The organism is Pseudomonas paraglycinae (assembly GCF_021601625.1).
In the GTDB taxonomy this organism is placed as follows: domain Bacteria; phylum Pseudomonadota; class Gammaproteobacteria; order Pseudomonadales; family Pseudomonadaceae; genus Aquipseudomonas; species Aquipseudomonas paraglycinae.
The window spans coordinates 371,639-395,506 of record NZ_BQHR01000003.1 but is presented as its reverse complement, the minus strand read 5'-3'; the positions used below and the strand labels follow the sequence as shown (position 1 = coordinate 395,506).

Below are 23,868 nucleotides of genomic sequence, written 5' to 3'. Positions count from 1 at the left end.
CTATCGCTGGCAAGCCAGCTCCCACAGGGGAGTGTTCCTTCAGCAAATCGGGGCGAGTTTCAGACCGCCGCGTTGTAGAACTGCTCGCTGCTCTTCTGCTCCACCAGCGCCTGCTCGATGGCGGCCTGGTGGACTTCGTCGGCATGCTCTTCGCGGGCTTCCGGCTGAATGCCCAGACGTGCGAACAGCTGCATGTCCTTGTCGGCCTGCGGGTTGGCGGTGGTCAGCAGTTTGTCGCCGTAGAAGATCGAGTTGGCGCCGGCGAAGAACGCCAGGGCCTGCATCTGCTCGTTCATCGCTTCGCGGCCGGCAGACAGGCGCACGTGGGATTGCGGCATGAGGATGCGCGCCACGGCGAGCATGCGGATGAAGTCGAACGGATCGACGTCGTCGGCATTTTCCAGCGGCGTACCGGCGACTTTCACCAGCATGTTGATCGGCACCGACTCCGGATGCTCCGGCAGGTTGGCCAGCTGGATCAGCAGGTTGGCGCGGTCATCGAGGGACTCGCCCATGCCGAGGATGCCGCCGGAGCAGATCTTCATCCCCGCGTCGCGCACGTAGGCCAGGGTCTGCAGACGCTCGGCATAGGTGCGGGTGGTGATGATGCTGCCGTAGAACTCCGGCGAGGTGTCGAGGTTGTGGTTGTAGTAGTCGAGCCCGGCCTTGGCCAGCGCTTCGGTCTGATCCTGATCGAGACGACCGAGGGTCATGCAGGTTTCCAGGCCCATGGCCTTCACGCCTTCGACCATCTTCAGCACGTACGGCATGTCCTTGGCCGACGGGTGCTTCCACGCCGCGCCCATGCAGAAACGGGTCGAACCGATGGCCTTGGCGCGGGCAGCCTCTTCGAGGACCTTCTGCACTTCCATCAGCTTTTCTTTTTCCAGCCCGGTGTTGTAGTGACCGGACTGCGGACAATATTTGCAATCTTCCGGGCAGGCACCGGTCTTGATCGACAGCAGGGTGGAAACCTGGACGCGGTTGGCGTCGAAATGCGCGCGGTGCACCGTCTGCGCCTGGAACAGCAAGTCGTTGAATGGCTGAACGAAGAGTGCTTTGACTTCGGCCAAAGTCCAGTCGTGACGCAGGGTGGCAGTGGTGCTGGCGCTCATGGGCGTTTCCTTAGTTATGCTTGGCTGGCGCCTGGGGAAACGGAATACCCACAGGCACGACACGGATGTTCGGCATATTTAAGGAAGAGCCATGCGCTGTCAACCACACTACGAAAGGCCGGTTTACATCTGGTTAAAAAACAAACAGAACTGTTTATTGTGCGATGAACCGGCAGACGCGCAAATCCCGATCTGCACCGCCTGCGAAACCGATCTGCCGTGGCTGGGCGATCAATGCCTGACCTGCGCCCTGCCCTTGCCAGCTGGCGGCCTGACCTGTGGGGGCTGCCTGAACGATCCACCGGCCTTTGAACAGGTGGCCGTGCCATGGACTTACAGCTTTCCGGTGGACACGCTGATCACCCGCTTCAAGCACAACGCCAAATGGCCGCTTGGCCACTTGCTCGCCGACGTTCTCGGCGAGTTCCTGCAACATCGCTTCGAAGAAGACCTGCCTCGCCCGGACGCATTGCTGCCAGTGCCGCTCGCACCAAAACGCCTGCGCCAGCGCGGCTTCAATCAAGCGGCGATGCTGGCGCAGTGGCTGGGCAAGTCACTCGACCTGCCTTGCGAGGAACACAGCCTTTTGCGCGTGCAGGATACCGACGCCCAGCAGGCCCTGAACGCCAAGGCGCGTAAACGCAATCTGCGTCACGCCTTCGCCTTGAGCCCCGATGCAAAGATGAAAGGCCGGCACCTGGCCCTGGTCGACGACGTGCTGACCACCGGCGCCACCGCTCAGGCACTGGCCCGTTTGCTGATGGACGCCGGCGCCGCGCGGGTGGATGTGTACTGCCTGGCCCGCACGCCAAAACCCGGCGACGCGGCTTGACGGATACGTCCCGAGCCGCCAACGTCCTCCCTCAACCCTTCAGCACAAAGCGTCCGCCATGTCCCTGCCCTCTCTGTTGTCCCAGCACATCGTCCGCCGTCCGCAGCGCATCGCCTTGCTGCAACACATTGCCGAACAGGGTTCGATCACCCGCGCCGCAAAAAGCGCCGGTCTGAGTTACAAGGCGGCGTGGGATGCCATCGATGAGCTGAACAACCTCGCGCAAAAGCCTCTGGTCGAGCGCGCGGTCGGCGGCAAGGGTGGCGGTGGCGCCAAACTGTCGAGCGAGGGCGAGCGGGTGCTGCGCCTCTATCAAAAGCTGCAAGCCTTGCAGGCCCAGGTGCTGGAAGCGGCCGAGGACGCCAGCGATCTGGACCTGCTCGGTCGGCTGATGCTCAGGACCAGCGCGCGCAATCAACTGCACGGCAAAGTCGTGCTGATCGAAGGTCAGGGCCGCAACGACCTGATCCGCCTCGAACTCGCCGAAGGTCTGTCGATCGACGCGCAGATCACCCACGACAGCACCGTGCATCTGGAGCTGCAACCGGGCACCGAAGTGGTGGCGCTGATCAAGGCCGGCTGGCTCGAACTGCTCGCGCCAGAGGCCACGCCTGCCGTCGGCCACAACCTTTTGAGCGGTCGGATCGATGCGATTCTCGACGCCGAGGACGGCCCGAGCGAAGTGCGCATCGCCCTGCCCAACGGCCAGACCTTGTGTGCGCTGGCCGAACCGCTGGACTTGCGCACCCGTGGCCTGACGGTCGAGCAAGCGGTGCAGGTGCAGTTTTCCCCGTCCAATGTGCTGCTCGGAACACCGCTCTAAACAGCGCTGCAACGAAAGCGTCATCGACCCGCATTAAGGTGGCTGCCAAAACCATGCAGGGAGCCTGATGTGAGCCTATTAGAAGAAAACCAATCCACAGACCTGGAAAAAATGGTCGGCCTGAGCCGTCGCGGTTTCATCAGCGCCGGCGCGCTGTGCGGCGCGGCGATGTTCCTCGGCGGCAACCTGCTGAGCCGCAGCGTGCTGGCCGCCAGTGTCAGCGCCGGCAACAGCCGTCTGCTCGGCTTCGACAGCATTCCGGCGGCCACCACCGACACCATCAGCCTGCCCAAGGGCTACAAGTCGTCGGTGCTGATCAGCTGGGGTCAACCGCTGCACAAGAACGGCCCGGCCTTCGACCCGAGCGGCAACGGCACAGCGGCTGCGCAGGAAGTGCAGTTTGGCGACAACAACGACGGGATGAGCCTGTTTGAATTCCCGGGCGAGAAAAACCGTGCGTTGATGGCGATCAACAACGAATACACCAACTACCGCTACCTCTATCCGCACGGCGGCATGCCGCAATCGGCCGAGGACGTGCGCAAGGCCCTGGCCTGCGAAGGCGTGTCGGTGATTGAGGTGCAGCGCAAGAACGGCCAGTGGCAGTTCGTCCAGGGCTCGCGCTACAACCGGCGCATCCACGGCAACACGCCGATCCGCCTCAGCGGCCCGGCTGCCGGCCACGAGCTGATGAAAACCAGCGCCGACAAGCACGGCAAGAAAGTTCTCGGCACCTTCCAGAACTGCGCCAACGGCAAGACGCCGTGGGGCACTTATCTGACCTGCGAAGAGAACTTCACCGACTGCTTCGGCAGCAGCAACGCCCAGCAACAGTTCGACCCGGCGCAGAAGCGCTACGGCGTGTCGGCCGCCAGCCGCGAGATCAACTGGCATCCGTTCGATCCGCGCTTCGACATGGCGAAGAACCCCAACGAGCTCAACCGTCACGGCTGGGTCGTGGAGATCGATCCGTTCGACCCGCAATCGACGCCGGTCAAACGCACCGCGCTGGGCCGCTTCAAACATGAAAACGCCGCACTGGCCGAGACCGACGACGGTCGCGCCGTGGTGTACATGGGCGACGACGAACGCGGCGAGTTCATCTACAAATTCGTCAGCCGCGACAAGATCAACCACCGCAACGCCAAAGCCAACCGCGACATCCTCGATCACGGCACGCTGTACGTGGCCAAGTTCGATGCCGGCGACGGCAACCCGGACCATCCGAAGGGCCAGGGCCAGTGGATCGAACTGACCCACGGCAAGAACGGCATCGACGCCAGCAGCGGTTTCGCCGATCAGGCCGAAGTGCTGATTCACGCGCGTCTCGCCGCCAGTGTGGTCGGCGCCACGCGCATGGACCGCCCGGAATGGATCGTGGTCAGCCCGAAAGACGGCCAGGTTTATTGCACCCTGACCAACAACGCCAAGCGCGGCGAAGACGGGCAACCGGTGGGCGGGCCGAACCCGCGCGAGAAGAACGTCTACGGACAAATCCTGCGCTGGCGCACCGACCGCGACGATCACGCGGCGAAGAACTTCGCCTGGGATCTGTTCGTGGTCGCCGGCAACCCGGGCGTCCATGCCGGTACGCCGAAGGGTGGTTCGTCGAATATCACGCCGCAGAACATGTTCAACAGCCCCGACGGCCTCGGTTTCGACAAGGCCGGACGGTTGTGGATTCTCACCGACGGCGATTCGAGCAACGCTGGTGATTTCGCCGGGATGGGCAACAACCAGATGCTCTGCGCCGATCCTGCGACCGGTGAGATTCGCCGGTTCATGGTCGGGCCGATCGGCTGTGAAGTCACCGGGATCAGTTTCTCGCCGGATCAGAAAACCCTGTTCGTCGGGATTCAGCACCCGGGCGAGAACGGCGGTTCGACCTTCCCCGAGCATTTGCCGAACGGCAAGCCGCGGTCATCGGTGATGGCGATTACCCGTGAGGATGGCGGGATCGTCGGCGCCTGATCGGGCGACGCTCTGATCGTTCCCGTGCGCTGCGCGGGAACGATCCCACTCAAGACAGCCCGTCTGCGCTACCATGCTGAGCCGGACGCGGCAGCCTGCTGCGCGCAGGAGTCAGCATGGCCCACCCGTTTGAAACCCTCACCCCAGACCTCGTGCTCGATGCCGTCGAAAGCATCGGCTTCCTGAGCGACGCGCGCATTCTGGCGCTCAACAGTTATGAAAACCGCGTCTATCAGGTCGGCATCGAAGACTCGGAACCGCTGATCGCCAAGTTCTATCGCCCGCAGCGCTGGACCAACGAAGCAATCCTGGAAGAACACCAGTTCACCTTCGAACTGGCCGACGTCGAAATCCCGGTGGTGGCGCCGTTGATCCACAACGGTGAAACCCTGCACGAACACGCCGGTTTTCGTTTCACCCTGTTTCCCCGTCGTGGTGGCCGGGCGCCGGAGCCGGGCAATCTCGACCAGTTGTATCGCCTCGGCCAGCTGCTCGGGCGCATGCACGCGGTCGGCGGCACCAAACCGTTCGAACACCGCGAAGCACTGGCGGTGAAGAACTTCGGCCATGACTCGCTGACCACTTTGCTGGAAGGCAACTTCATACCGAAAAGCCTGCTGCCGGCCTACGAGTCCGTCGCCCGCGACCTGCTCAAGCGTGTGGAAGACGTCTACGCCAACACGCCGCACCAGAACATCCGCATGCACGGCGATTGCCACCCCGGCAACATGATGTGCCGCGACGAGATGTTCCACATCGTCGACCTCGACGACTGCCGCATGGGGCCGGCGGTACAGGACATCTGGATGATGCTCGCCGGCGATCGTCAGGATTGTCTGGGACAGTTGTCGGAATTGATGGACGGCTACAACGAATTCCATGACTTCGACCCGCGTGAACTGGCGCTGATCGAACCGCTGCGCGCCCTGCGCCTGATGCATTACAGCGCGTGGCTGGCCCGACGCTGGGACGATCCGGCGTTCCCCCGCAGCTTTCCGTGGTTCGGCAGCGAGCGGTACTGGGGCGATCAGGTGCTGGCGTTGCGTGAGCAACTGTCGGCGCTGAACGAAGAGCCGTTGAAGCTTTTCTGACACGACACGTCTATACAACTGCCCGTACAATCGCTGCTTTGTTAGCTGCCTAAGCAAGGATTCTGCATGCAAGCCGCCAACCCGCGTCGCGGGTACATTCTGGGCCTTAGCGCCTACATTATCTGGGGACTGTTCCCGCTCTACTTCAAAGCCATCGCCGAAGTGCCGGCGGTGGAAATCATCATCCACCGGGTGCTGTGGTCGGCGCTGTTCGGCGCGCTGCTGTTGATGGTGTGGAAGCATCCCGGCTGGTGGCAGGAGCTGCGCGACAACCCGAAACGCTTGGCGATTCTTGCGCTCAGCGGCACCTTGATCGCGGCCAACTGGCTGACCTACGTCTGGTCGGTGAATAACGGCCGGATGCTGGAAGCGAGCCTCGGTTACTACATCAACCCGCTGGTGAATGTGCTGCTGGGCATGCTGATCCTTGGCGAACGCCTGCGGCGCATGCAGTGGCTGGCGGTCGGTCTGGCGGCGGTCGGCGTGGCGCAGCAGGTGTGGCAGGTCGGCAGCCTGCCGTGGGTGTCGCTGGTGCTGGCGCTGACCTTCGGTTTCTACGGGCTGATCCGCAAGCAGGCGCCGGTCAAGGCGTTGCCGGGGCTGGTGGTGGAGACCTGGATGCTGGTGCCGATCGCTCTCGCGTGGCTGTTGTTCAATCCGACCGCAACCAGTGCCCAGGCCGAGTTCTGGACCACTTCCGAAGCCTGGTGGCTGGTGGCGGCCGGTCCGGTGACGCTGGTGCCGCTGGTCTGCTTCAACGCGGCGGCGCGGCATCTGCCCTACACCACCCTCGGTTTCCTGCAATACCTGGCGCCTACTTTGGTGCTGCTGCAAGCCGTGTTGCTGTTCGGCGAGCACTTGTCGTCCAGCACGCTGATCGCCTTCATGTTTATCTGGGCCGGTCTGGCGGTCTACAGCGTCGATGCGTGGCTGAGCCTGCGCCGGCGCAGCTGATCAAAAAACGCACAAACCTCCACAGGCCACGGTTCTCGTGGCCTGTATCGTTCCTTCCCAAGGTTATCCACAGCGTGATCCCCGCCGTTTGTGCGCAAGTCACTGAATGCTGGCGTTTTTTTGATCAATCTTCGCCAAGCCACGGCGGACGTGGCCTGGCGGTCAGTCTCTACAGGTTATCCACAGGCAGGTGCACGTTTAAACTGGATAACCGATCCCTCTTCACAGGTCGGTGCGCAGCACCAATTCCACCATCAAGTCATCGGCCAGGGTTTCCAGGCGCGATTGCAGCACGTCCAGCGACAGGGTCAGCGGCACCGCCAGAATCGCCTCGGCGTGGAACAGCGGCTCGCTGCTCATCGGTGCCGGGCGCACCTCGGTCACCAGCCGCTCCAGGTTTACGCCCTGCTCGCTCAGCAACCGGGTGATGTCACGCACGATGCCCGGACGATCATTGCCCACCAGCTCCATGGCGATCGGCTTCCAGGTGCAGGCCTGCTCGATACCGCTTTCGGCCACCAGCACGCGAATCCCCTGAGCCGACAAAGCTTGTAGGGCATCGACTAATTCGTCGTAAGCCTCCGCCGGCACGCCGACCCGCAGGATCCCGGCGAACTGCCCTGCCATGCGTGACATGCGGCTTTCCAGCCAGTTGCCGCCGTGTTCGGCGATACATTGGGCGATGCGCTCGACCTGCCCGGGCTTGTCCGGTGCGAAGACGGTGAGTACGAGGTGATCCATGGCGCAGCCCTCTTGTCATGACTTTTGTTATAGAAAAGCAAGTATAGGCAAGCGTTCGACAGACGCCTCAGACGCTCGAAATCACAAATCGTGTACAACTTTTTATATTTAACTGGAACAATCCATTGGTTTTTTGAGAACATCCCGTTCCGCGCCGTGACCGCAATGCGTCATGGGGTCGCAGAACGACGTAATTAGTCTGATTTTCACAACCGCAACTCATCATGTAGTATGCCGCAGCGCGCACTACATAACGTTGGATCGATGTCTGCCCAAGGCACGTTCGCAACCCTGAAAGCCCCGTCAGCAAGGCCCCCAAGCCGTTGATTGGTCCCAGCCCAGCCGCCAGCGATGGCATGTACTGGTCGAGGGGTTTGTGGTTTAAGTGGCCAGAGGCTTCATTGTTAAATTGAAGAGCTGAAAAGCGAAATAGCTGAGCAGAGTGAGGCAAGCAATGACTGAACACGTTCAAGTCGGTGGCCTGCAGGTCGCCAAAGTCCTGTTCGACTTCGTGAACAACGAAGCCATTCCCGGTACCGGCCTCACCGCCGACAAATTCTGGGAAGGTGCCGACAAGGTCATTCACGACCTGGCGCCAAAGAACAAAGCCCTACTCGCCAAACGCGATGACTTCCAGGCTCGTATCGATGGCTGGCACCAGAGCCGTGCCGGTCAGCCGCACGACGCCGTGGCCTATAAAGCCTTCCTGCAAGAGATCGGTTATCTGCTGCCAGAAGCGGCTGATTTCCAGGCAACGACGCAAAATGTCGATGACGAAATCGCCCGTACCGCCGGCCCGCAACTCGTGGTTCCGGTGATGAACGCCCGCTTCGCCCTCAACGCCTCGAACGCCCGCTGGGGTTCGCTGTACGACGCCCTGTACGGCACCGACGCCATCAGCGAAGCCGGCGGCGCGGAAAAAGGCAAAGGCTACAACAAGGTGCGTGGCGACAAAGTCATCGCCTTCGCCCGTGCGTTCCTCGACGAAGCCGCGCCATTGGCGACCGGCTCCCACGTCGATTCCACCGGCTACAAGATCGCTGACGGCAAACTGGTGGTCACCCTCAAGGGCGGCAGCACCAGCGGCCTGCGCAACGAAGCTCAGTTGATCGGCTTCCAGGGCGACGCCAATGCGCCGATCGCGATCCTGCTGAAGAACAACGGCCTGCATTTCGAAATCCAGATCGATGCCAGCACCCCGGTTGGCCAGACCGATGCCGCCGGCGTCAAAGACATCCTGATGGAAGCAGCGCTGACCACCATCATGGACTGCGAAGACTCGGTGGCGGCTGTCGATGCCGACGACAAGGTTGTGATCTACCGCAACTGGCTCGGCCTGATGAAGGGCGACCTGGCGGAATCCGTTCCCAAGGGCGGCCAGACCTTTACCCGCACCATGAACCCGGATCGCACCTACACCAAGGTCGACGGCAGCGAGCTGACCCTGCACGGCCGCTCGCTGTTGTTCGTGCGTAACGTCGGTCACCTGATGACCATCGACGCGATCCTCGACAAGCACGGCAACGAAGTGCCGGAAGGCATCCTCGACGGTCTGGTGACTTGCCTCGCGGCGATGCACAACCTGAACGGCAACACTTCGCGCAAGAACACCCGCACCGGTTCCGTCTACATCGTCAAACCGAAGATGCACGGCCCGGAAGAAGCGGCGTTCACCAACGAGCTGTTCGGTCGCATCGAAGACGTGCTGGGCCTCAAGCGCAACACCCTGAAAGTCGGGATCATGGACGAGGAACGCCGTACCACGGTCAACCTCAAGGCCTGCATCCAGGCGGCCAGCGAGCGCGTGGTGTTCATCAACACCGGTTTCCTCGACCGCACCGGCGACGAAATCCACACCTCCATGGAAGCCGGCCCGATGGTGCGCAAGGCTGACATGAAGGCCGAGAAATGGATCGGCGCCTACGAGAACTGGAACGTCGATATCGGTCTGAGCACCGGCCTGCAAGGTCGTGCGCAAATCGGTAAAGGCATGTGGGCGATGCCCGACCTGATGGCGGCGATGCTCGAACAGAAAATCGCTCACCCGCTGGCCGGCGCCAACACTGCCTGGGTTCCGTCGCCGACCGCCGCTGCGCTGCACGCGCTGCACTACCACAAGGTCGACGTGTTCGCCCGTCAGGCCGAGCTGGCCAAACGTGCCCGCGCTTCGGTCGATGACATCCTGACCATCCCGCTGGCGGTCAACCCGAACTGGACCCCGGAGCAGATCAAGAACGAACTGGACAACAACGCCCAGGGCATTCTCGGTTACGTGGTGCGCTGGATCGACCAGGGCGTGGGTTGCTCGAAAGTGCCGGACATCAATGACGTCGGCCTGATGGAAGACCGTGCGACGCTGCGTATTTCCAGCCAGCACATCGCCAACTGGCTGCGCCACGGCGTGGTGACCGAAGCGCAAGTGATGGAAAGCCTCAAGCGCATGGCGCCGGTGGTTGACCGTCAGAACGCCAACGACCCGCTGTACCGTCCGCTGGCCCCGAACTTCGACAGCAACATCGCCTTCCAGGCGGCGGTCGAACTGGTGATCGAGGGCACCAAACAGCCGAACGGCTATACCGAGCCGGTCCTGCACCGTCGTCGTCGCGAGTTCAAGGCTGCCAACGGCCTGTAACCTGCGCTGATGCCAGACATGAAAAAGCCCTGATCTTTTGATCAGGGCTTTTTTTGTGCTCGTGAATTTGAGATTGGTGAAGGGCTTTGGATCGCCCCCTCACCCCAACCCTCTCCCCAAGGGGTAGAGGGGGAAAGGGAGCAAATAAGGGGCTTTTCAGAACCTGAGTTCGACTCAATATTTCAGGTCGGCGTATCTCTAACATTCACCTCGGTCAGTCCCCTCTCCCTTCGGGAGAGGGTTAGGGTGAGGGGGCTTTGGCGTTAAGGCTCGATGCCCAGCTCATGCTTGACCAGTCCAAGCAATTTGGCGGTATCAATCGGCTTGAGCAAAAAATCCACCACGCTCAAATGCATCGCCGCAATCGCGTCCTTCACGTCGGCATCGCCCGAAACGATGATGATCGGCATTGCCGCCCGCACTGACTCGCGCACTTGGCGGATCAGCTCCAGGCCATCGACATTGCCCATCCGCAGGTCGGTGATTACCAGCCCGATCAAAGGTTTTTCCGCGAGCATTTTCAGCGCGGTTTCGCCGCTGGCGGCGGTCATGCAACGAATGCCATCCAACCCGAGAATTTCCGACAACAGCTCCCGGGCGTCCTTGTCGTCATCGACGATCAATACACGCTGCGGTGGCAGATCGGGTTCGAGCATCACAGCGCTGAGCGCTTCCCGCTCGGCGTCGCTCAAAATATCGTGGTCGGACATGGCGTTCTCTACGTTTTCAAAATCGATCCCCTGGCACAGTGGTCAGACATCGCTGGGCAGAGCTTCAATGTGCACTTCGTCGGATTTTTTTCCAAGGGGCGAACCGAAGAATTTCCGACTGATTTTGTAGGGCATATCCGAAAACTACCCAACGGCATGCCCAACCTAGACTTACGTCCAATGGGCACCCCGCGCGATGGGGCCGACCATGGCTGCAACGATCCGACAACAACAATTCGAAAAAGACTGCGGTAATGGTTATGAGTAAAGCGGACGCCTTCACCCAGGCAGGGAAAACCGCGGTGTTGCAGAACATTCAGGGCACTTTGCAATTCCTCCAGCGCTTCCCCCCTTTCAATCAAATGGAACACGCCCATCTGGCCTATCTGGTGGAGCAATGCCAGCTGCGCTTCTACGGTCAGGGCGAAAGCATCATCAAACCCGCCGACGGGCCGGTCGAACACTTCTACATCGTCAAGCAGGGCCGGGTGGTCGGCGAGCGTCCGCACACGGCCAAGGGCGGCACCGAAACCACGTTTGAAATTACCACCGGCGAGTGTTTTCCCCTCGCCGCGCTGCTCGGCGAACGGGCGACCCGCACCGAGCATCTGGCCGGTGAAGACACCTTCTGCCTGCAACTGAACAAACTGGCGTTCATCAAGCTGTTCGCCCTCTCTAGCACCTTCCGCGATTTCGCCCTGCGCGGGGTCAGCAGCCTGCTCGATCAGGTCAATCAGCAAGTCCAGCAGAAAGCCGTGGAAACCCTCGGCACCCAGTATTCGCTGAACACCCGTCTCGGCGAATTGGCCATGCGCCATCCGGTGACCTGCAGCCCTTCCACCCCACTGCGCGAAGCGGTGAAGCTGATGCACGAACAACAGGTCGGCAGCATCGTCGCGGTGGACGAACACAAGGCGCCGCTGGGGATTTTCACCCTGCGCGACCTGCGCCATGTAGTGGCTGAAGGGGTTGGCGATTTCAGCGAGCCGATCGAACGGCACATGACGCACTCGCCGTTCCATCTGTCGCCGGATCACAGCGCCTTCGACGCCGCGATTGCCATGACCGAACGGCATATCGCCCACGTGTGTCTGGTCAAGGATCGACGCCTGTGCGGCGTGGTTTCCGAGCGGGATCTGTTCTCGCTGCAACGGGTCGATCTGGTGCATTTGGCGCGCACCATCCGCAGCGCCCAGCGGGTCGAACAACTGGTGACCCTGCGCGGCGAGATCGGTCAACTGGTGGAGCGCATGCTCGCTCACGGCGCCTCGTCGACCCAGATCACCCACATCATCACCCTGCTTAACGATCACACCGTGTGCCGGGTGATCGAACTGACCCTCGCCGAAAAAGGCGATCCTGGTGTGCCATTCAGCTGGCTGTGCTTCGGCAGCGAAGGCCGGCGCGAGCAGACGCTGCACACCGATCAGGACAACGGCATTCTGTTCGACGCGCGGGATGCGGCCCACGCGGCGGAGATTCGCGGCAAGCTGCTGCCCATCGCCCAGCAGATCAATAACAGCCTGGCGCAATGCGGCTTCACCCTGTGCAAGGGCAACGTCATGGCCGGTAATCCGCAGCTGTGTCTGTCCCGCGCCGAATGGGCCCGACGCTTTGCCGCGTTCATTCGCGAGGCGACGCCGGAGAACCTGTTGGGCTCAAGCATCTATTTCGACCTGCGCGTGGTCTGGGGTGATGAACAGGGTTGCGAGCAATTGCGCCGGGGAATTCTCGATCAGGTCGCTGATAACCGACTGTTCCAACGGATGATGGCCGAGAACGCCTTGCGCAACCGCCCGCCAGTGGGGCGTTTCCGTGAGTTCGTGCTGACGAAAAAGAACGGCGAGAAAGCCACGCTGGACCTGAAAATTCAGGGCCTGACCCCGTTTGTCGACGGTGCCCGCCTGCTGGCGCTGGCCCATGGCATCGACGCCAACAACACCCTCGAACGCTTCCGCCAGCTTGTGGATAAAGAAGTCATCGACCGGCTGGATGGCGCCGCGTACGAAGAGGCTTATCACTTCATCCAGCAGACGCGCATGCAACAGCATCAACTGCAGACCCGGGAAAACCTGCCGTACTCGAACCGGGTCGATCCCGACAGCCTCAATCATCTGGACCGGCGCATCCTGCGTGAATCCCTGCGCCAGGCCCAGCGCCTGCAAAGCAGCCTGACCCTGCGGTATCAGCTATGAGCCTGTTTTCGTGGCTGCGTCCGGCCAGTCCCGTCGTGCCGGACGATCTGCAACAGCGCCTGGCGAAACTGCCGGCCATCGGTGAGCTGCGTGAATGCAGCCTCCGCGAACAGCGTTGGGTGGTACTGGATCTGGAAACCACCGGGCTGAACCTGAACAAGGATCGGGTGCTGTCGATTGGTGCGGTGGCGATCGAGGACGGTGCGATCGACTTCAGTCAGCAGTTCGAACGCACCCTGCAATGTCACGAGTTGAAACTCGGTCCGAGCGTGTTGATTCACGGCTTGGCCCCGAGCGCGATTGCCGCCGGCAGCGAGCCCACGGAAGCGCTGGTCGAGCTGCTGGAGTTTATCGGCGACAGTCCGGTGCTGGCGTTTCACGCTTCGTTCGACCAGCACATGCTCGGCCGCGCACTGAAGGAACATCTCGGGCACAAGTTGCAGACGGTGTTTCTCGATGTGGCGCAGATCGCCCCGCTGGTTTGCCCGCAGGCGCACATTCGCGAAGCGGGGCTGGACGAGTGGATCGACTGGTTCAAGCTCGAAGTGTTCGAACGCCACCACGCGAGCGCCGATGCTCTGGCCACGGCGGAACTGGCGCTGATCCTGTTCAGCCGGGCACGCCAGCAGCAGATCCAGAGCCCGCTGAATCTGCAGCAACGCTTGAGTCAGTGGAAACGCCGCCAGCAGACGCATTCGTTCTGAATCCGGGTTGTCGCCCGACAACCCGACCGGTGGCCAATTGCTAACCATTCCCACCTCTGCCACAATCGCGAACAATTCTCGTTAGTTAACACTTCCCAGTCGGTGTCGTCGTGTCTTCAGCCCAAAGCCCTCACAGTGAGCTCGTCGGTGCGTTGTATCGCGACCACCGCGGCTGGCTGCTGGCCTGGCTACGCCGCAACGTGGCATGCCCGCAACGCGCCGAAGACCTGAGCCAGGACACCTTCGTCCGCCTGCTCGGCCGCGACGAACTGCTGACACCGCGCGAACCCCGGGCGTTTCTGGTGGCGATCGCCAAAGGCTTGTTGTTCGACTACTTCCGTCGGGCGGCGCTGGAACAGGCGTATTTGACCGAGCTGATGCTGATCCCCGAGGGCGAACAGCCCTCGGTCGAAGAACAGCAACTGATCCTCGAAGACCTCAAGGCCATTGACCGCATGCTCGGCAAGCTGTCGACCAAGGCCCGCGCCGCTTTCCTCTATAACCGCCTCGACGGCCTGACCCACGCCGAGATCGCCGACAAACTCGGCGTGTCTGTCCCGCGCGTGCGCCAGTACCTGGCCCAGGGCATCCGCCAGTGCTACATCGCACTGTACGGTGAGCCGACATGAGCCCGGCCAGTTCCCGACCGGTCCCGGCCCATGTGCTGGACGCGGCGATTGCCTGGCAATTGACCCTCGATTCCAGCACGCCGCTGGAGCGCGAAGAGTTCGCCAAATGGCACGCGGCCAACGAAGAACACGCTCGCGCCTGGCGCCAGTTGGGCATGCTCGACCAGCGTTTCAGCGTGGCCAACGGCCCGGCACGCACCGCATTGCTGCAATCGCGCGAAGGCATCCGCCGCCGCGTGCGCAAGCTGGGCAGCGGGCTGGCCAGTGTCGTGGCGGTGGTCGGTCTGGCGCTGTTTGCCGGCGAACGTTATCTGCCGCTGGATTACTGGCTCGCCGATCAACGCACCGCCACCGGCGAACAGCGCACCGTGCGCCTGGCCGACGGCACCGTGCTCAACCTCAATACCCACAGCGCGGTGGATGTCCGCTTCGATGAGAAGCAACGGCTGATCGTGTTGCAGGAAGGCGAAATCCTCGTCGAAACCGGTCACGGCGATGCGCGGCCGTTCATCGTCGAAACCGCCGAGGGCAGCATGCGCGCCCTGGGTACGCGGTTCCTGGTCAAGCGCGAAGACGCCGGCACGCGCCTTAGCGTGCTGCAATCAGCGGTGGCGGCGCATCCGCAATCCGATCCGCAGGAACAGATCCTGCGCGAAGGCCAGCAAGTGCTGATCCGCCACAACGGTCTGGATTCGGTAGTGGCGCTCAACCCCGGCGCCGATGCCTGGACCCGCGGCATGCTGGTGGTGGACAACGCGCGCCTGGAAGACCTGGTGCATGAACTCGGTCGCTATCGTCGCGGCCATCTGGGCATTGCGCCGGAAGTCGCCGACCTGCGCATCACCGGCAGCTTCCCGCTGCACGACACCGACAAGGCGCTGAACGCCCTGCTGCCGACCCTGCCGGTGCAGATCGAACAGCACACGCCATGGTGGGTGACCGTGGCCAAGGCTGATCCGAAGCCCTGACATTCAGCGCTTCCTGAGCAATCGCTGTCACGAGCAGGTCGCGACAGAAACACCCATCACACCCCATGAAAACGGACTTTCCGCTGACTTGTGCAGCGATGTCGTTCGTTAATCGAAATTATTTTCATCCAGCCCTATCACTTTTCGAATCTCGTCCGGCACACAGGCAATTGAGAAATATTTCCATTCAGGAGCCGCCGTATGTCCCGTTCGCTAGACACCTTGTTGCGCCCCAGTTTGCTGGCGGTCGCCATTGCCCTCTGCACCCCGCTGGCCAGCAGCCAACTGATCGCCGCTGAACAGGCGTCGAGCGTACGCGCCTACAACCTGCCGGCGGCTCCGTTGTCGACCACCCTGAACCAGATCGCCAGCCAGGGCGGCCTCACGCTGTCGCTGAACCCGTCGCTGGCGGCGGGCAAGACTTCGGCGCCGGTCAACGGCCAATATGACGCGGCCGGCGCCCTGCGCGCGGCCCTGCGTGGCACCGGTCTGCAACTGGAACAGAGCAGCGCCGGCACTTACACCCTGGTCGCCGTACCGGAAGGCGTGATGGCCCTGCCGGAAACTTCGGTGATCGGCGTGGAAAACTATGAAAGCGCCTGGGGCCCGGTCGAAGGCTACACCGCCACCCGCACCGCCGCCGGCACCAAGACCGACACCGCGCTGGTCGAAGCGCCGCGTTCGATTTCGGTCGCCACTCGCCAGCAAATGGACGACCGTGGCGTGCACAGCCTCGATGACGCCGTGCGCTACATGCCTGGCATCACCGCCAGCAGCTACGGCAGCGACACCCGTATCGACTGGCTGCGCGTGCGCGGTTTCGAACCGACCCAATTCCTCGACGGCCTGCCGTTGCCACGCGGCATCTACGCCAACCCGAAACCGGAAACCTGGAACCTCGATCGCCTCGCCCTGCTGCGCGGCCCGGCTTCTTCGGTGTACGGCCAGACCCCGCCGGGCGGCCTGCTGGACATGGTCAGCCGTCGCCCGAGCGATGTGCAAAGCAGCGAAATCCAGTTGCAGTACGGCAGCGACAATCACCGCCAGATCAACTTCGCCAGCACCGGCAAGATCGATGAAGCGGGTCAGTTTTTGTATGGCATCAGCGGCGTGGTGCGTGACAGCGACACGCAGATCGACCACATCGAAAACAAGCGCTACAACATCGCCCCGAGCCTGACCTGGAACATCGACGAAGACACCAAGCTGACCTTGCTCTCGCAGTTCACCCGCGACGATACCGGTGTCACCAGCCAGTTCTACCCGATTCAGGGCACCAAGATCGACATGCCGTTCGGCAAGATTTCCCATCACAAGAACCTGGGCGATCCTGACTACGACTTCTACGACCGTACCTACTACGCGCTCGGCTATGCCTTCGAACATCGCATCAACGACGTGTGGCAGTTCAAACAGAATCTGCGTTACACCAAGTCTGATCTGTCGTTCCAGACGGTGACCGTCAACAGCTACAACCCATCCTTCGCCGGCTTCACCGTCGATGATCAGGGTAATGTCGGCCGCGGCACCACCAACGTCGATGAGGACATCAGCCAGTTCGCCGTGGACAACAACTTCCAGGCGGACTTCGCCACCGGCGATATCCGTCACACCCTATTGCTCGGTCTCGATCACCAGCGCAGCAACGACAACTACACCTCGATCTTCGGCTCCGCACCGGACATCAACGTCAATAACCCGGTCTACGGCCAGACGATCATTCGTCCACCGCGTTCCTCGGCGTTCTATGACTACAACCAGAAAACCTACCAGAGCGGCCTCTACGTGCAGGACCAGATGGCCCTGGACCAATGGCGTCTGACCCTGGGCGGTCGTGAAGACTGGGTGCACACCAGCACCAAGTTCTTCAACAAGGGCGACGCCACCAACACCCAGCGTGACAAGGCGTTCAGCGGTAACGCGGCGATCAGCTACGTGTTCGACTCGGGTTTCGTGCCGTACCTGTCGTACGCCGAATCCTTCCAGCCAACCAGCGGCGCCGATGCCACTGCCACCGACTCGTTCAAACCGACCGAGGGCAAGCAATGGGAACTGGGCATCAAGTACCAGCCACCGGGCAGCAAGACCCTGCTCAGCGCAGCGGTGTATGACCTGACCCAGAAGAACGTCTCGGTCAACTCCATCGTCAACAACGTGACCATCACCAGCCAGACCGGCGAAGTGAAAGTCAAAGGCCTGGAGCTGGAAGCCGTCTCCGACGTTACCGACAACCTGAAAGTCATCGCCGCCTACACCCTGGCCAAGTCCGAAGTGCAGAAAGGCGTCGACAAGGGCAACCGTCTGCAACTGATGCCGAACCAGCAAGCCTCGCTGTGGACCGATTACACCTGGCACAGCGGCGTGCTCGACGGCTTCGGCATCGGCGGCGGCGTGCGCTACACCGGCAACACCTACGGCGACAAGGCCAACACCTGGCTGGGCAAGGCGGACGCCTACACCGTGTTTGACGCCGCCGTGCATTACGACCTCGGCCGTCTGGACAACAGCCTCAAAGGGGCGTCGCTGGCACTCAACGCGACCAACCTGTTCGACAAGGACTACATTTCCACCTGCGACGGTTTCTACTGCTACTACGGCGACCAGCGCAGCGTCATCGCCAGCGCCACCTACAAGTGGTAAGCGCCTGAGCTGAAACAGGCCCTGCAACCAGGCCGTCCCTCGTGGACGGCTTTGGTGTTTTTGAAGGTCATGAAATGAAAAGTAAAACAATTCGCCGCTGGTCCTTCGTCCACACTTGGACCAGCCTGATCTGCACCGTGTTTTTGCTGCTGCTGGCCCTGACCGGCCTGCCGCTGATTTTCCATCACGAGATCGACCACCTGCTGGGCGATGCGCCCGAGTTGCGGGTGATGCCGGCGGATACGCCGCATCTGAACCTGGCGCAACTGGTCGAAGCGGCGGAGAAGCATCGGCCCGGTGAAGTCGTGCAGTACTTCGGCTTCGAAGACGACGAACCGAATGCCGTGCTGACGATCATGGCCAAGACCGCCGGCACCGAGCCCAACTCCTCGCACACCTTCATGCTCGATGCGCGCACCGGCGAAGCCCTGGAAATGCCTTCGGCCAACGGTGGCCTGATGCTGTTCATCCTGCGTCTGCACGTCGACATGTTCGCCGACCTGCCGGGCAAGTTGCTGCTGGCGTTCATGGGTTTGCTGTTCGTGGTCGCGATCGTGTCCGGCACGGTGTTGTACCTGCCGTTCATGCGCCGCTTGAAGTTCGGCACCGTGCGCCTGGACAAATCCACCCGCCTGCGCTGGCTCGACCTGCATAACCTGATCGGTGTGGTCACCCTGACCTGGGCGCTGGTGGTCGGCGTTACGGGAGTGATCAGCGCCTGTGCCGACCTGATCATCGCCGCCTGGCGCAGCGATTCGCTCAACGCCATGATCGCGCCCTATCGCGATGCCCCGCCGCTGACGCAACTGGCCCCGGCCACCCGGGTGCTGGACATCGCCGGCAGCGTCACACCGGGGATGAAACCGGACTTCATCGCCTTCCCCGGCACCCGTTTCTCCAGCGAGCACCATTACTCGGTGTTCATGAAGGGCGGCACCCACCTGACCTCGCACCTGCTGACCCCGGTGCTGATCGACGCCAGCACCCTGCAGGTCACGGCGGTGGCAGAACGACCGTGGTACATGGACGCCATGGGCATGTCTCAGCCGCTGCACTTCGGTGACTACGGCGGCATGCCGATGAAAATCCTCTGGGCCACGCTGGACGTGCTGACCATCATCGTCCTCGCCAGCGGCGTGTACTTGTGGGTGGTAAGGCGCAAGGCCGCGAAACCGGTACTGGAACCGGCGGAGGCCTCTGCATGAAGCCGCGTCAGTCGAATTTCTGGAAGGTCTTCAGCACACCGCTGGTGATCGCGCTGCTGAGTGCGGCGGGCCTGTTCGCCGCGCTGCTGGGCGACGGGATCTGGGATGGCTTGAGCTGGATTGGTCTGGGCGTTCCGGCCGCCATTGCCCTGCGTGGACTGCTGCAACGTCGCTGAACGGCTTGAGCCTGACGGGCAACGCGCTATGCTGCCCGTCTTGCCCTTGACCGAGACCCTGCCAATGTCCGCTCCCAGCATGACCCTGTTTCACAACACCCTGTCCCCGTTCGTGCGCAAAGTCATGGTGCTGCTGCACGAGACCGGCCAGCAGGATCGCGTCGCGCTGCAGGACTGCGTACTCAGCCCTGTCAGCCCGGACGCCGCGCTCAACGCAGACAACCCGCTGGGCAAGATCCCGGCCCTGCGCCTGGCCGACGGCAATGTCATCCATGACAGCCGGGTGATCCTCGATTACCTCGACCACCAGCACGTCGGCAACCCGCTGATCCCTCGCGACGGCGCGGCCCGCTGGCGGCGCCTGACCCTGGCCTCGATGGCCGACGGGATCATGGACGCCTCGGTCATGGTGCGTTACGAGCAAGTGCTGCGTGCCCCGGAAAAACACTGGGACGAATGGCTCGAGGCCCAGCGCGAGAAGATCCGCCGCGCCCTCGCCCTGCTGGAGCGCGACGCGATTGCCGAACTGACCTGCCACTTCGACGTCGCTTCGATCAGCGTGGCCTGTGCGCTGGGTTATCTGGATCTGCGCTTCCCGGATCTGGGCTGGCGTGACGCCAACCCGCAACTGGCCAACTGGTTCTTTGAAGTGAGCCAGCGGCCGTCGATGATTGCGACGATGCCGAAGGCTTGACGCACCGGGCGGGAGGCAACGACGCAAAGATCAGCGTCATCAACACTTCGGCCTCCCGCTGCTCCTCACGCAACCCCACAAACCGGCTCATTGCACCGCTCCGATATCGAACTCCAGCGGTTTGGCCGGTTTCTGCCCGATCCCGTACCAGTCCAGATTGCGGGTCAGCACCATGAACACACCCAGCAGACCGAACAGCAGCAGCGAGCCCATCAGCAGCGCGTAATCCTCGGCGCTCAGCAAGCCGTAGAGCAAACCGTACAACGCCGCCAGCCCCGCCGAAAAACTCAAGCCATGCCGCACGCTGCGCAGCACATGGCAGACGTAGAACCCGATCAACAACACACAACCGCTGGCCGACAACAGATACGCCAGGGCAAAACCGATGTGCTCCGACAACGACAGCAGCAACAGATAAAAGAACGCCAGCGCCACACCTACCAGCGCGTATTGCACCGGGTGCACTGCCAGGCTTTTCAGTACTTCGAACAGGAAGAAACCGGCGAACGTCAGGACGATGAACAACAACGCATATTTGATCGCCCGATCGCTCTTCAGGTACTGATCCACCGGATCGATGAAGCTCACGCCGAAACTGCGCCCGTTGAACGTCTCGCAATCATTGCCCGACACGCAACGGCTCATCGCTTCCTGCAAATTGGTGGAGAAAAACGAGGTCTGCCAGTCGGCGGTGAAACCCTGATCGGTGATCTCGCGTTTGGCCGGCAGGAAGTTACCGATGAAGCTTGGGTGCGGCCAGTTGGCAGCGAGGTTCACGCGGCTGGTCTTGCCCACCGGCAGCACCTGCAACGAGCCGGTGCCTTGCAGGCGCAGGTCGAAGCCGAAGGCCAGTTCCGTGGTCTTGCTGGTGTCCAGCGCCGGCAGCGTCACTCGCACACCCTCGCCCAGCCAGCCGACCTGAGTACCCGGAACGAAGTCCAGGCGTTGCGCGCCAAGCTCCAGCTTCAGCGCATTTTCGATACCGCGAATATCACTGATGCCGACCGCCAGGAACGGCGCATCGAAGGTGTAATCGACAAAGTCTTCCTTGATCCCCAACTGCGCCGGCACTGTGAATTGCCCGCTGATGCGGTTGTCGGCATGGAACAGCCGCGCCTCGTAAATGCCACGGGCGCGCAGTTCGGTCTGCACCTGGCCGTCGAGTTCAAAACGCTCCGGCAGAAAATACAGGCGCCCGCGCTCTTCGCCGATTTCCTGGTAGCGCTCGTCGCTCTTCTCCTTGGTTTTCCAGGTGCGCACCACTTTGCGATACGGCACAACCATCACCGGCCCGCTGAGTTGCTGGCTGTAGCTTGAGCTTCTGGCAATGTCTTCCAGCACACCGTCACGCAGTTGCTGGCGATCGTCGATGATGCCGTCGATCATCAGCAGCGGCACCAGCAATACCAGGATCAGCAGGGCAATGGCCCCGAGTTTTATCGTCAGACTTTTATTCATGGGACTCTCCCTGTTTCGATGGGCAGAGTCTGCAAAGGGGATGTGGGGGTTTTATGGGAGGAATGTGGAGTTTGTGTGGAGACTACAACTGCAGAACGACTTCCACCCCACCTTCAACGTTGCCGATGCGCATTGATCCACCGTGCAACTTGACCACCTCCTCGACGAAGTTCAGCCCGAGTCCGGTGCTTTTACGTCCGCTGTCCGGGCGTGGCAAGGAGTAGAAACGCTCGCTCAAACGGGGCAAGGCATAGTCGGGAATCGGCGTGGTTTCGTTGAACAGGCGAAGCTCGACCTGCTCGCCGATTCTCTCGGCACCAAAGCGCAGCAGACCGTGTGACGGCGTGAAATCCAGTGCGTTCTCCAGCAGATTGCCCAGCGCCTGTCGCAGCAGAAATGGCTCGCCGATCAACGCCAGATCCGCCGCGATGGTTTGCTCGATACGCAGTTGCCGGCCTTCGATGCGTGCCATCTGTGCCTGAAGCAGCTCATTCACCAGCGCCGCCAACGGCACGGCGACACGCTCCTCAAGACCCTGCCGCTGTTCGACCTGGGCAAGGTTCAGCAGACGTTCGATCAACTGCTGCATCCGGGCACTTTCACTGTCGATGTTGCCGACAAAGCGCAATCGCTGATCCGCCGGCATCTCGCCCTGCAACAACTCGGCGGCACCGCGAATCGCTGCCAGCGGGCTCTTCAATTCATGGGTCAGGGTGTGCACATAACGCTCGACGTAGGCCTTGCCTTCGAGCTGGGTGCGCATCTGTTCCACGGCAGTGGCCAACTGTTCCAGCTCGCCGCCGCGATAGCGCGGCACCGCCACCCGACGGCCCTCGCTCACGGCCTGGGCGTAAACGGTCAAGCGGTGCAACGCGCGGCTCAGCCACCACGACAGCACGGCGCCGAGCAGCAGGCCGAGGCCGATCAATCCGGCGCCGTAACCGAGCAAACGGCGTTCGGTGCGATCGACGTAGGGTTGCAGTGAACTGTTGGGCTTGGCCACGGTGACCACGCCGATGATCGCGCCGTTGTCGCGGATCGGCGCGCCGACGTGCATCACCGAGGAGTTCGGGTCATTCGGGTCACTGCGGCTGGAACGTGCGCCGTATTCACCGCGCAGGGTCAGGTAGACGTCGTTCCAGCGCGAGTAGTCCTGACCGACCGCAACACCGCTGGAGTCCAGCACTACGATGCCCTTGGCGTCGGTAACGTAGATCCGGTGGTTGACCTGGTTTTTCGCCAGGCCCCAGATCGTCGCCTTCGGCTGGCGTTCGCCATAAGCGCGGAGCAGCTGCGGCCAGCGATTCTGGTTGAGGGTGCCGGCCTTGAAATCGTCCCGCAGGATTTCCGCCATCAGGTTGGCCGTATCGACCAGGGTTTCTTCGGTGGACTGGCGCACGCCGGGGCGGATTTCTTCCATCACCGTGTTGAGCACGAAATAACCGGTCAAGCCGATAAACAGCACATACACCAGGAAAATCCGCAGCCCCAGCGACATCAGCTGTGCCCCGGGCTGTAGCTGTAGCCAAGGCCGCGATGGGTCTGGATCGGCTCGGCTTCGGCGCGCACCAGACGTAATTTGGCGCGCACGCTTTTGATGTGGCTGTCGATGCTGCGCTCGTAACCGGCATCCGCCGCCACGCCCAGCGCATCGAGCAATTGCTCGCGGCTGAACACCCGTTCGGGTTGTTCGAGCAGGCATTGCAGCAGACGGAATTCGTGGCGGGTCAGGCTCAGGGGTTGGCCGCGATAGCTGATCTGCACGCGTTCGGGATCGACGCGGAACAGCGCCGAGGAGGCTTCGATGACCGGACGTGGCGCCATGCGCTTGAGAATCGCCCGGACTCGTGCCGCCACTTCGCGCGGGCTGAACGGCTTGACCACGTAATCATCGGCGCCGATTTCCAGGCCCACCACGCGATCGATTTCGGCATTGCGCGCGCTGAGGAACAGCACCGGCACTTCACTGAAGCGACGCAGCTGTTTGCAGGTCTCGAAGCCGCTGATGTCCGGCAGGCCGATGTCGAGGATGATCAGATCCGCCGGGTTCTGGCGCTGATGCTCCAGCGCCGCCGCGCCCAGGCTCAGCCAGGTCGTGGTGAAGCCCTCGCCCTGCAAGGCAAAAATCAGCGTGTCGGCAATCGCCGCTTCGTCTTCGACAATCAGGATATGAGGCATGGCGTCCGAGCCTGTGGGTTAAGTGCGCGAACGGTGCCCCAAGCCCGGCGTTACGTCAATGAGACCACCAGCGTCGCGTCTCACAAATGCGTTCCTTTTTTGACGAGTGGCTGTTGTCGTCAGGCAAGGCGCCGCGACGAGTCATAGCCCGC

The 23,868-nt window shown here is 62.1% G+C and carries 20 protein-coding genes; 14 read left to right on the top strand and 6 right to left on the bottom strand.

Going from position 1 to position 23,868, the window contains the following annotated elements; genetic code table 11:
* Window positions 1-59: 59 nt before the first annotated feature.
* A complete protein-coding gene (gene bioB, locus L6D82_RS06425; protein WP_011336244.1) occupies window positions 60-1,115 on the bottom strand; it encodes a biotin synthase BioB in 1,056 nt (351 codons plus the stop codon).
* 91 nt (window positions 1,116-1,206) lie between these two features.
* Between bioB and L6D82_RS06420 the strand changes: the two genes are divergently transcribed.
* The 5 genes from L6D82_RS06420 to rarD all read left to right on the top strand — a co-directional run bounded on the left by L6D82_RS06420 (window position 1,207) and on the right by rarD (window position 6,786).
* A complete protein-coding gene (locus L6D82_RS06420) occupies window positions 1,207-1,947 on the top strand; it encodes a ComF family protein (RefSeq protein ID WP_102718012.1) in 741 nt (246 codons plus the stop codon).
* 58 nt (window positions 1,948-2,005) lie between these two features.
* Entirely contained in the window at window positions 2,006-2,770 is a 765-nt protein-coding gene (locus L6D82_RS06415) for a TOBE domain-containing protein (RefSeq protein ID WP_085746615.1), read from the top strand.
* 69 nt (window positions 2,771-2,839) lie between these two features.
* Window positions 2,840-4,741 carry a PhoX family protein gene (locus L6D82_RS06410; protein ID WP_236188400.1) on the top strand — a complete coding sequence of 634 codons (1,902 nt, stop codon included), beginning with the start codon at window positions 2,840-2,842 and terminating at the stop codon, window positions 4,739-4,741.
* A 116-nt stretch (window positions 4,742-4,857) separates the two neighbouring features.
* The gene (locus tag L6D82_RS06405; RefSeq protein WP_085609068.1) at window positions 4,858-5,832 is read left to right on the top strand and encodes a serine/threonine protein kinase; all 975 of its coding nucleotides are present in this window, start codon (window positions 4,858-4,860) and stop codon (window positions 5,830-5,832) included.
* Between the two features lie 66 nt (window positions 5,833-5,898).
* Entirely contained in the window at window positions 5,899-6,786 is an 888-nt protein-coding gene (gene rarD / locus L6D82_RS06400) for an EamA family transporter RarD (RefSeq protein ID WP_007959831.1), read from the top strand.
* 222 nt (window positions 6,787-7,008) lie between these two features.
* On the opposite strand, the gene L6D82_RS06395 is transcribed toward rarD, so the two are convergent.
* Window positions 7,009-7,527, bottom strand: a complete 519-nt coding sequence (locus tag L6D82_RS06395) for a glycine cleavage system transcriptional repressor (protein ID WP_011336250.1) — start codon at window positions 7,525-7,527, stop codon at window positions 7,009-7,011.
* Between the two features lie 454 nt (window positions 7,528-7,981).
* Here L6D82_RS06395 and L6D82_RS06390 point away from each other — a divergent pair, with 454 nt between their 5' ends.
* Window positions 7,982-10,159, top strand: a complete 2,178-nt coding sequence (locus L6D82_RS06390; RefSeq protein WP_102718013.1) for a malate synthase G — start codon at window positions 7,982-7,984, stop codon at window positions 10,157-10,159.
* A 263-nt stretch (window positions 10,160-10,422) separates the two neighbouring features.
* Here the strand turns inward: L6D82_RS06390 and L6D82_RS06385 are convergent, their stop codons facing one another.
* Window positions 10,423-10,869 (bottom strand): response regulator, encoded by a 447-nt coding sequence (locus L6D82_RS06385; protein WP_102718884.1) that lies wholly within the window; start codon window positions 10,867-10,869, stop codon window positions 10,423-10,425.
* A gap of 254 nt (window positions 10,870-11,123) precedes the next feature.
* On the opposite strand from L6D82_RS06385, the gene L6D82_RS06380 reads away from it, so the two are divergent.
* The 8 genes from L6D82_RS06380 to L6D82_RS06345 all read left to right on the top strand — a co-directional run bounded on the left by L6D82_RS06380 (window position 11,124) and on the right by L6D82_RS06345 (window position 20,080).
* Window positions 11,124-13,064 (top strand): putative nucleotidyltransferase substrate binding domain-containing protein, encoded by a 1,941-nt coding sequence (locus L6D82_RS06380; RefSeq protein ID WP_102718885.1) that lies wholly within the window; start codon window positions 11,124-11,126, stop codon window positions 13,062-13,064.
* Window positions 13,061-13,768 (top strand): 3'-5' exonuclease, encoded by a 708-nt coding sequence (locus L6D82_RS06375; protein WP_102685713.1) that lies wholly within the window; start codon window positions 13,061-13,063, stop codon window positions 13,766-13,768. Before L6D82_RS06380 ends, L6D82_RS06375 begins: the two co-directional genes overlap by 4 nt.
* A gap of 110 nt (window positions 13,769-13,878) precedes the next feature.
* Window positions 13,879-14,397 (top strand): RNA polymerase sigma factor, encoded by a 519-nt coding sequence (locus L6D82_RS06370; protein ID WP_039768032.1) that lies wholly within the window; start codon window positions 13,879-13,881, stop codon window positions 14,395-14,397.
* Entirely contained in the window at window positions 14,394-15,365 is a 972-nt protein-coding gene (locus L6D82_RS06365; RefSeq protein ID WP_102718887.1) for a FecR domain-containing protein, read from the top strand. Before L6D82_RS06370 ends, L6D82_RS06365 begins: the two co-directional genes overlap by 4 nt.
* A gap of 201 nt (window positions 15,366-15,566) precedes the next feature.
* Window positions 15,567-18,005 (top strand): TonB-dependent siderophore receptor, encoded by a 2,439-nt coding sequence (locus L6D82_RS06360; RefSeq protein WP_102718888.1) that lies wholly within the window; start codon window positions 15,567-15,569, stop codon window positions 18,003-18,005.
* 74 nt (window positions 18,006-18,079) lie between these two features.
* Window positions 18,080-19,210, top strand: a complete 1,131-nt coding sequence (locus L6D82_RS06355; RefSeq protein ID WP_236188399.1) for a PepSY-associated TM helix domain-containing protein — start codon at window positions 18,080-18,082, stop codon at window positions 19,208-19,210.
* A complete protein-coding gene (locus tag L6D82_RS06350; protein WP_085697754.1) occupies window positions 19,207-19,386 on the top strand; it encodes a hypothetical protein in 180 nt (59 codons plus the stop codon). Before L6D82_RS06355 ends, L6D82_RS06350 begins: the two co-directional genes overlap by 4 nt.
* A gap of 64 nt (window positions 19,387-19,450) precedes the next feature.
* A complete protein-coding gene (locus tag L6D82_RS06345; RefSeq protein WP_102685718.1) occupies window positions 19,451-20,080 on the top strand; it encodes a glutathione S-transferase in 630 nt (209 codons plus the stop codon).
* Between the two features lie 87 nt (window positions 20,081-20,167).
* On the opposite strand, the gene creD is transcribed toward L6D82_RS06345, so the two are convergent.
* The 3 genes from creD to creB form a co-directional block, all read right to left on the bottom strand.
* Window positions 20,168-21,538: a cell envelope integrity protein CreD gene (gene creD / locus L6D82_RS06340; protein ID WP_236188398.1), complete on the bottom strand. Its 1,371-nt coding sequence runs from the start codon at window positions 21,536-21,538 to the stop codon at window positions 20,168-20,170.
* A gap of 82 nt (window positions 21,539-21,620) precedes the next feature.
* On the bottom strand, window positions 21,621-23,036 hold the full coding sequence (gene creC / locus L6D82_RS06335) for a two-component system sensor histidine kinase CreC (RefSeq protein WP_236188396.1): 1,416 nt from the start codon (window positions 23,034-23,036) through the stop codon (window positions 21,621-21,623).
* Window positions 23,036-23,716, bottom strand: coding sequence for a two-component system response regulator CreB (creB, locus tag L6D82_RS06330; RefSeq protein ID WP_085746625.1), 681 nt, complete (start codon window positions 23,714-23,716; stop codon window positions 23,036-23,038). The genes creC and creB overlap by 1 nt, the downstream gene beginning before the upstream one ends.
* Between the last annotated feature and the right edge of the window lie 152 nt (window positions 23,717-23,868).

What these genes read in the sequence shown, in the direction of transcription:
- L6D82_RS06390 (WP_102718013.1), top strand. Translation starts at nt 7,982, where the DNA reads ATGACTGAACACGTTCAAGTCGGTGGCCTGCAGGTCGCCAAAGTCCTG.
- bioB (WP_011336244.1), bottom strand. Translation starts at nt 1,115, where the DNA reads ATGAGCGCCAGCACCACTGCCACCCTGCGTCACGACTGGACTTTGGCC.
- L6D82_RS06380 (WP_102718885.1), top strand. Translation starts at nt 11,124, where the DNA reads ATGGTTATGAGTAAAGCGGACGCCTTCACCCAGGCAGGGAAAACCGCG.
- L6D82_RS06355 (WP_236188399.1), top strand. Translation starts at nt 18,080, where the DNA reads ATGAAAAGTAAAACAATTCGCCGCTGGTCCTTCGTCCACACTTGGACC.
- L6D82_RS06365 (WP_102718887.1), top strand. Translation starts at nt 14,394, where the DNA reads ATGAGCCCGGCCAGTTCCCGACCGGTCCCGGCCCATGTGCTGGACGCG.
- L6D82_RS06375 (WP_102685713.1), top strand. Translation starts at nt 13,061, where the DNA reads ATGAGCCTGTTTTCGTGGCTGCGTCCGGCCAGTCCCGTCGTGCCGGAC.
- L6D82_RS06385 (WP_102718884.1), bottom strand. Translation starts at nt 10,869, where the DNA reads ATGTCCGACCACGATATTTTGAGCGACGCCGAGCGGGAAGCGCTCAGC.
- L6D82_RS06350 (WP_085697754.1), top strand. Translation starts at nt 19,207, where the DNA reads ATGAAGCCGCGTCAGTCGAATTTCTGGAAGGTCTTCAGCACACCGCTG.
- L6D82_RS06360 (WP_102718888.1), top strand. Translation starts at nt 15,567, where the DNA reads ATGTCCCGTTCGCTAGACACCTTGTTGCGCCCCAGTTTGCTGGCGGTC.
- creD (WP_236188398.1), bottom strand. Translation starts at nt 21,538, where the DNA reads ATGAATAAAAGTCTGACGATAAAACTCGGGGCCATTGCCCTGCTGATC.
- L6D82_RS06345 (WP_102685718.1), top strand. Translation starts at nt 19,451, where the DNA reads ATGTCCGCTCCCAGCATGACCCTGTTTCACAACACCCTGTCCCCGTTC.
- creB (WP_085746625.1), bottom strand. Translation starts at nt 23,716, where the DNA reads ATGCCTCATATCCTGATTGTCGAAGACGAAGCGGCGATTGCCGACACG.
- L6D82_RS06395 (WP_011336250.1), bottom strand. Translation starts at nt 7,527, where the DNA reads ATGGATCACCTCGTACTCACCGTCTTCGCACCGGACAAGCCCGGGCAG.
- L6D82_RS06415 (WP_085746615.1), top strand. Translation starts at nt 2,006, where the DNA reads ATGTCCCTGCCCTCTCTGTTGTCCCAGCACATCGTCCGCCGTCCGCAG.
- L6D82_RS06405 (WP_085609068.1), top strand. Translation starts at nt 4,858, where the DNA reads ATGGCCCACCCGTTTGAAACCCTCACCCCAGACCTCGTGCTCGATGCC.
- rarD (WP_007959831.1), top strand. Translation starts at nt 5,899, where the DNA reads ATGCAAGCCGCCAACCCGCGTCGCGGGTACATTCTGGGCCTTAGCGCC.
- creC (WP_236188396.1), bottom strand. Translation starts at nt 23,036, where the DNA reads ATGTCGCTGGGGCTGCGGATTTTCCTGGTGTATGTGCTGTTTATCGGC.
- L6D82_RS06420 (WP_102718012.1), top strand. Translation starts at nt 1,207, where the DNA reads ATGCGCTGTCAACCACACTACGAAAGGCCGGTTTACATCTGGTTAAAA.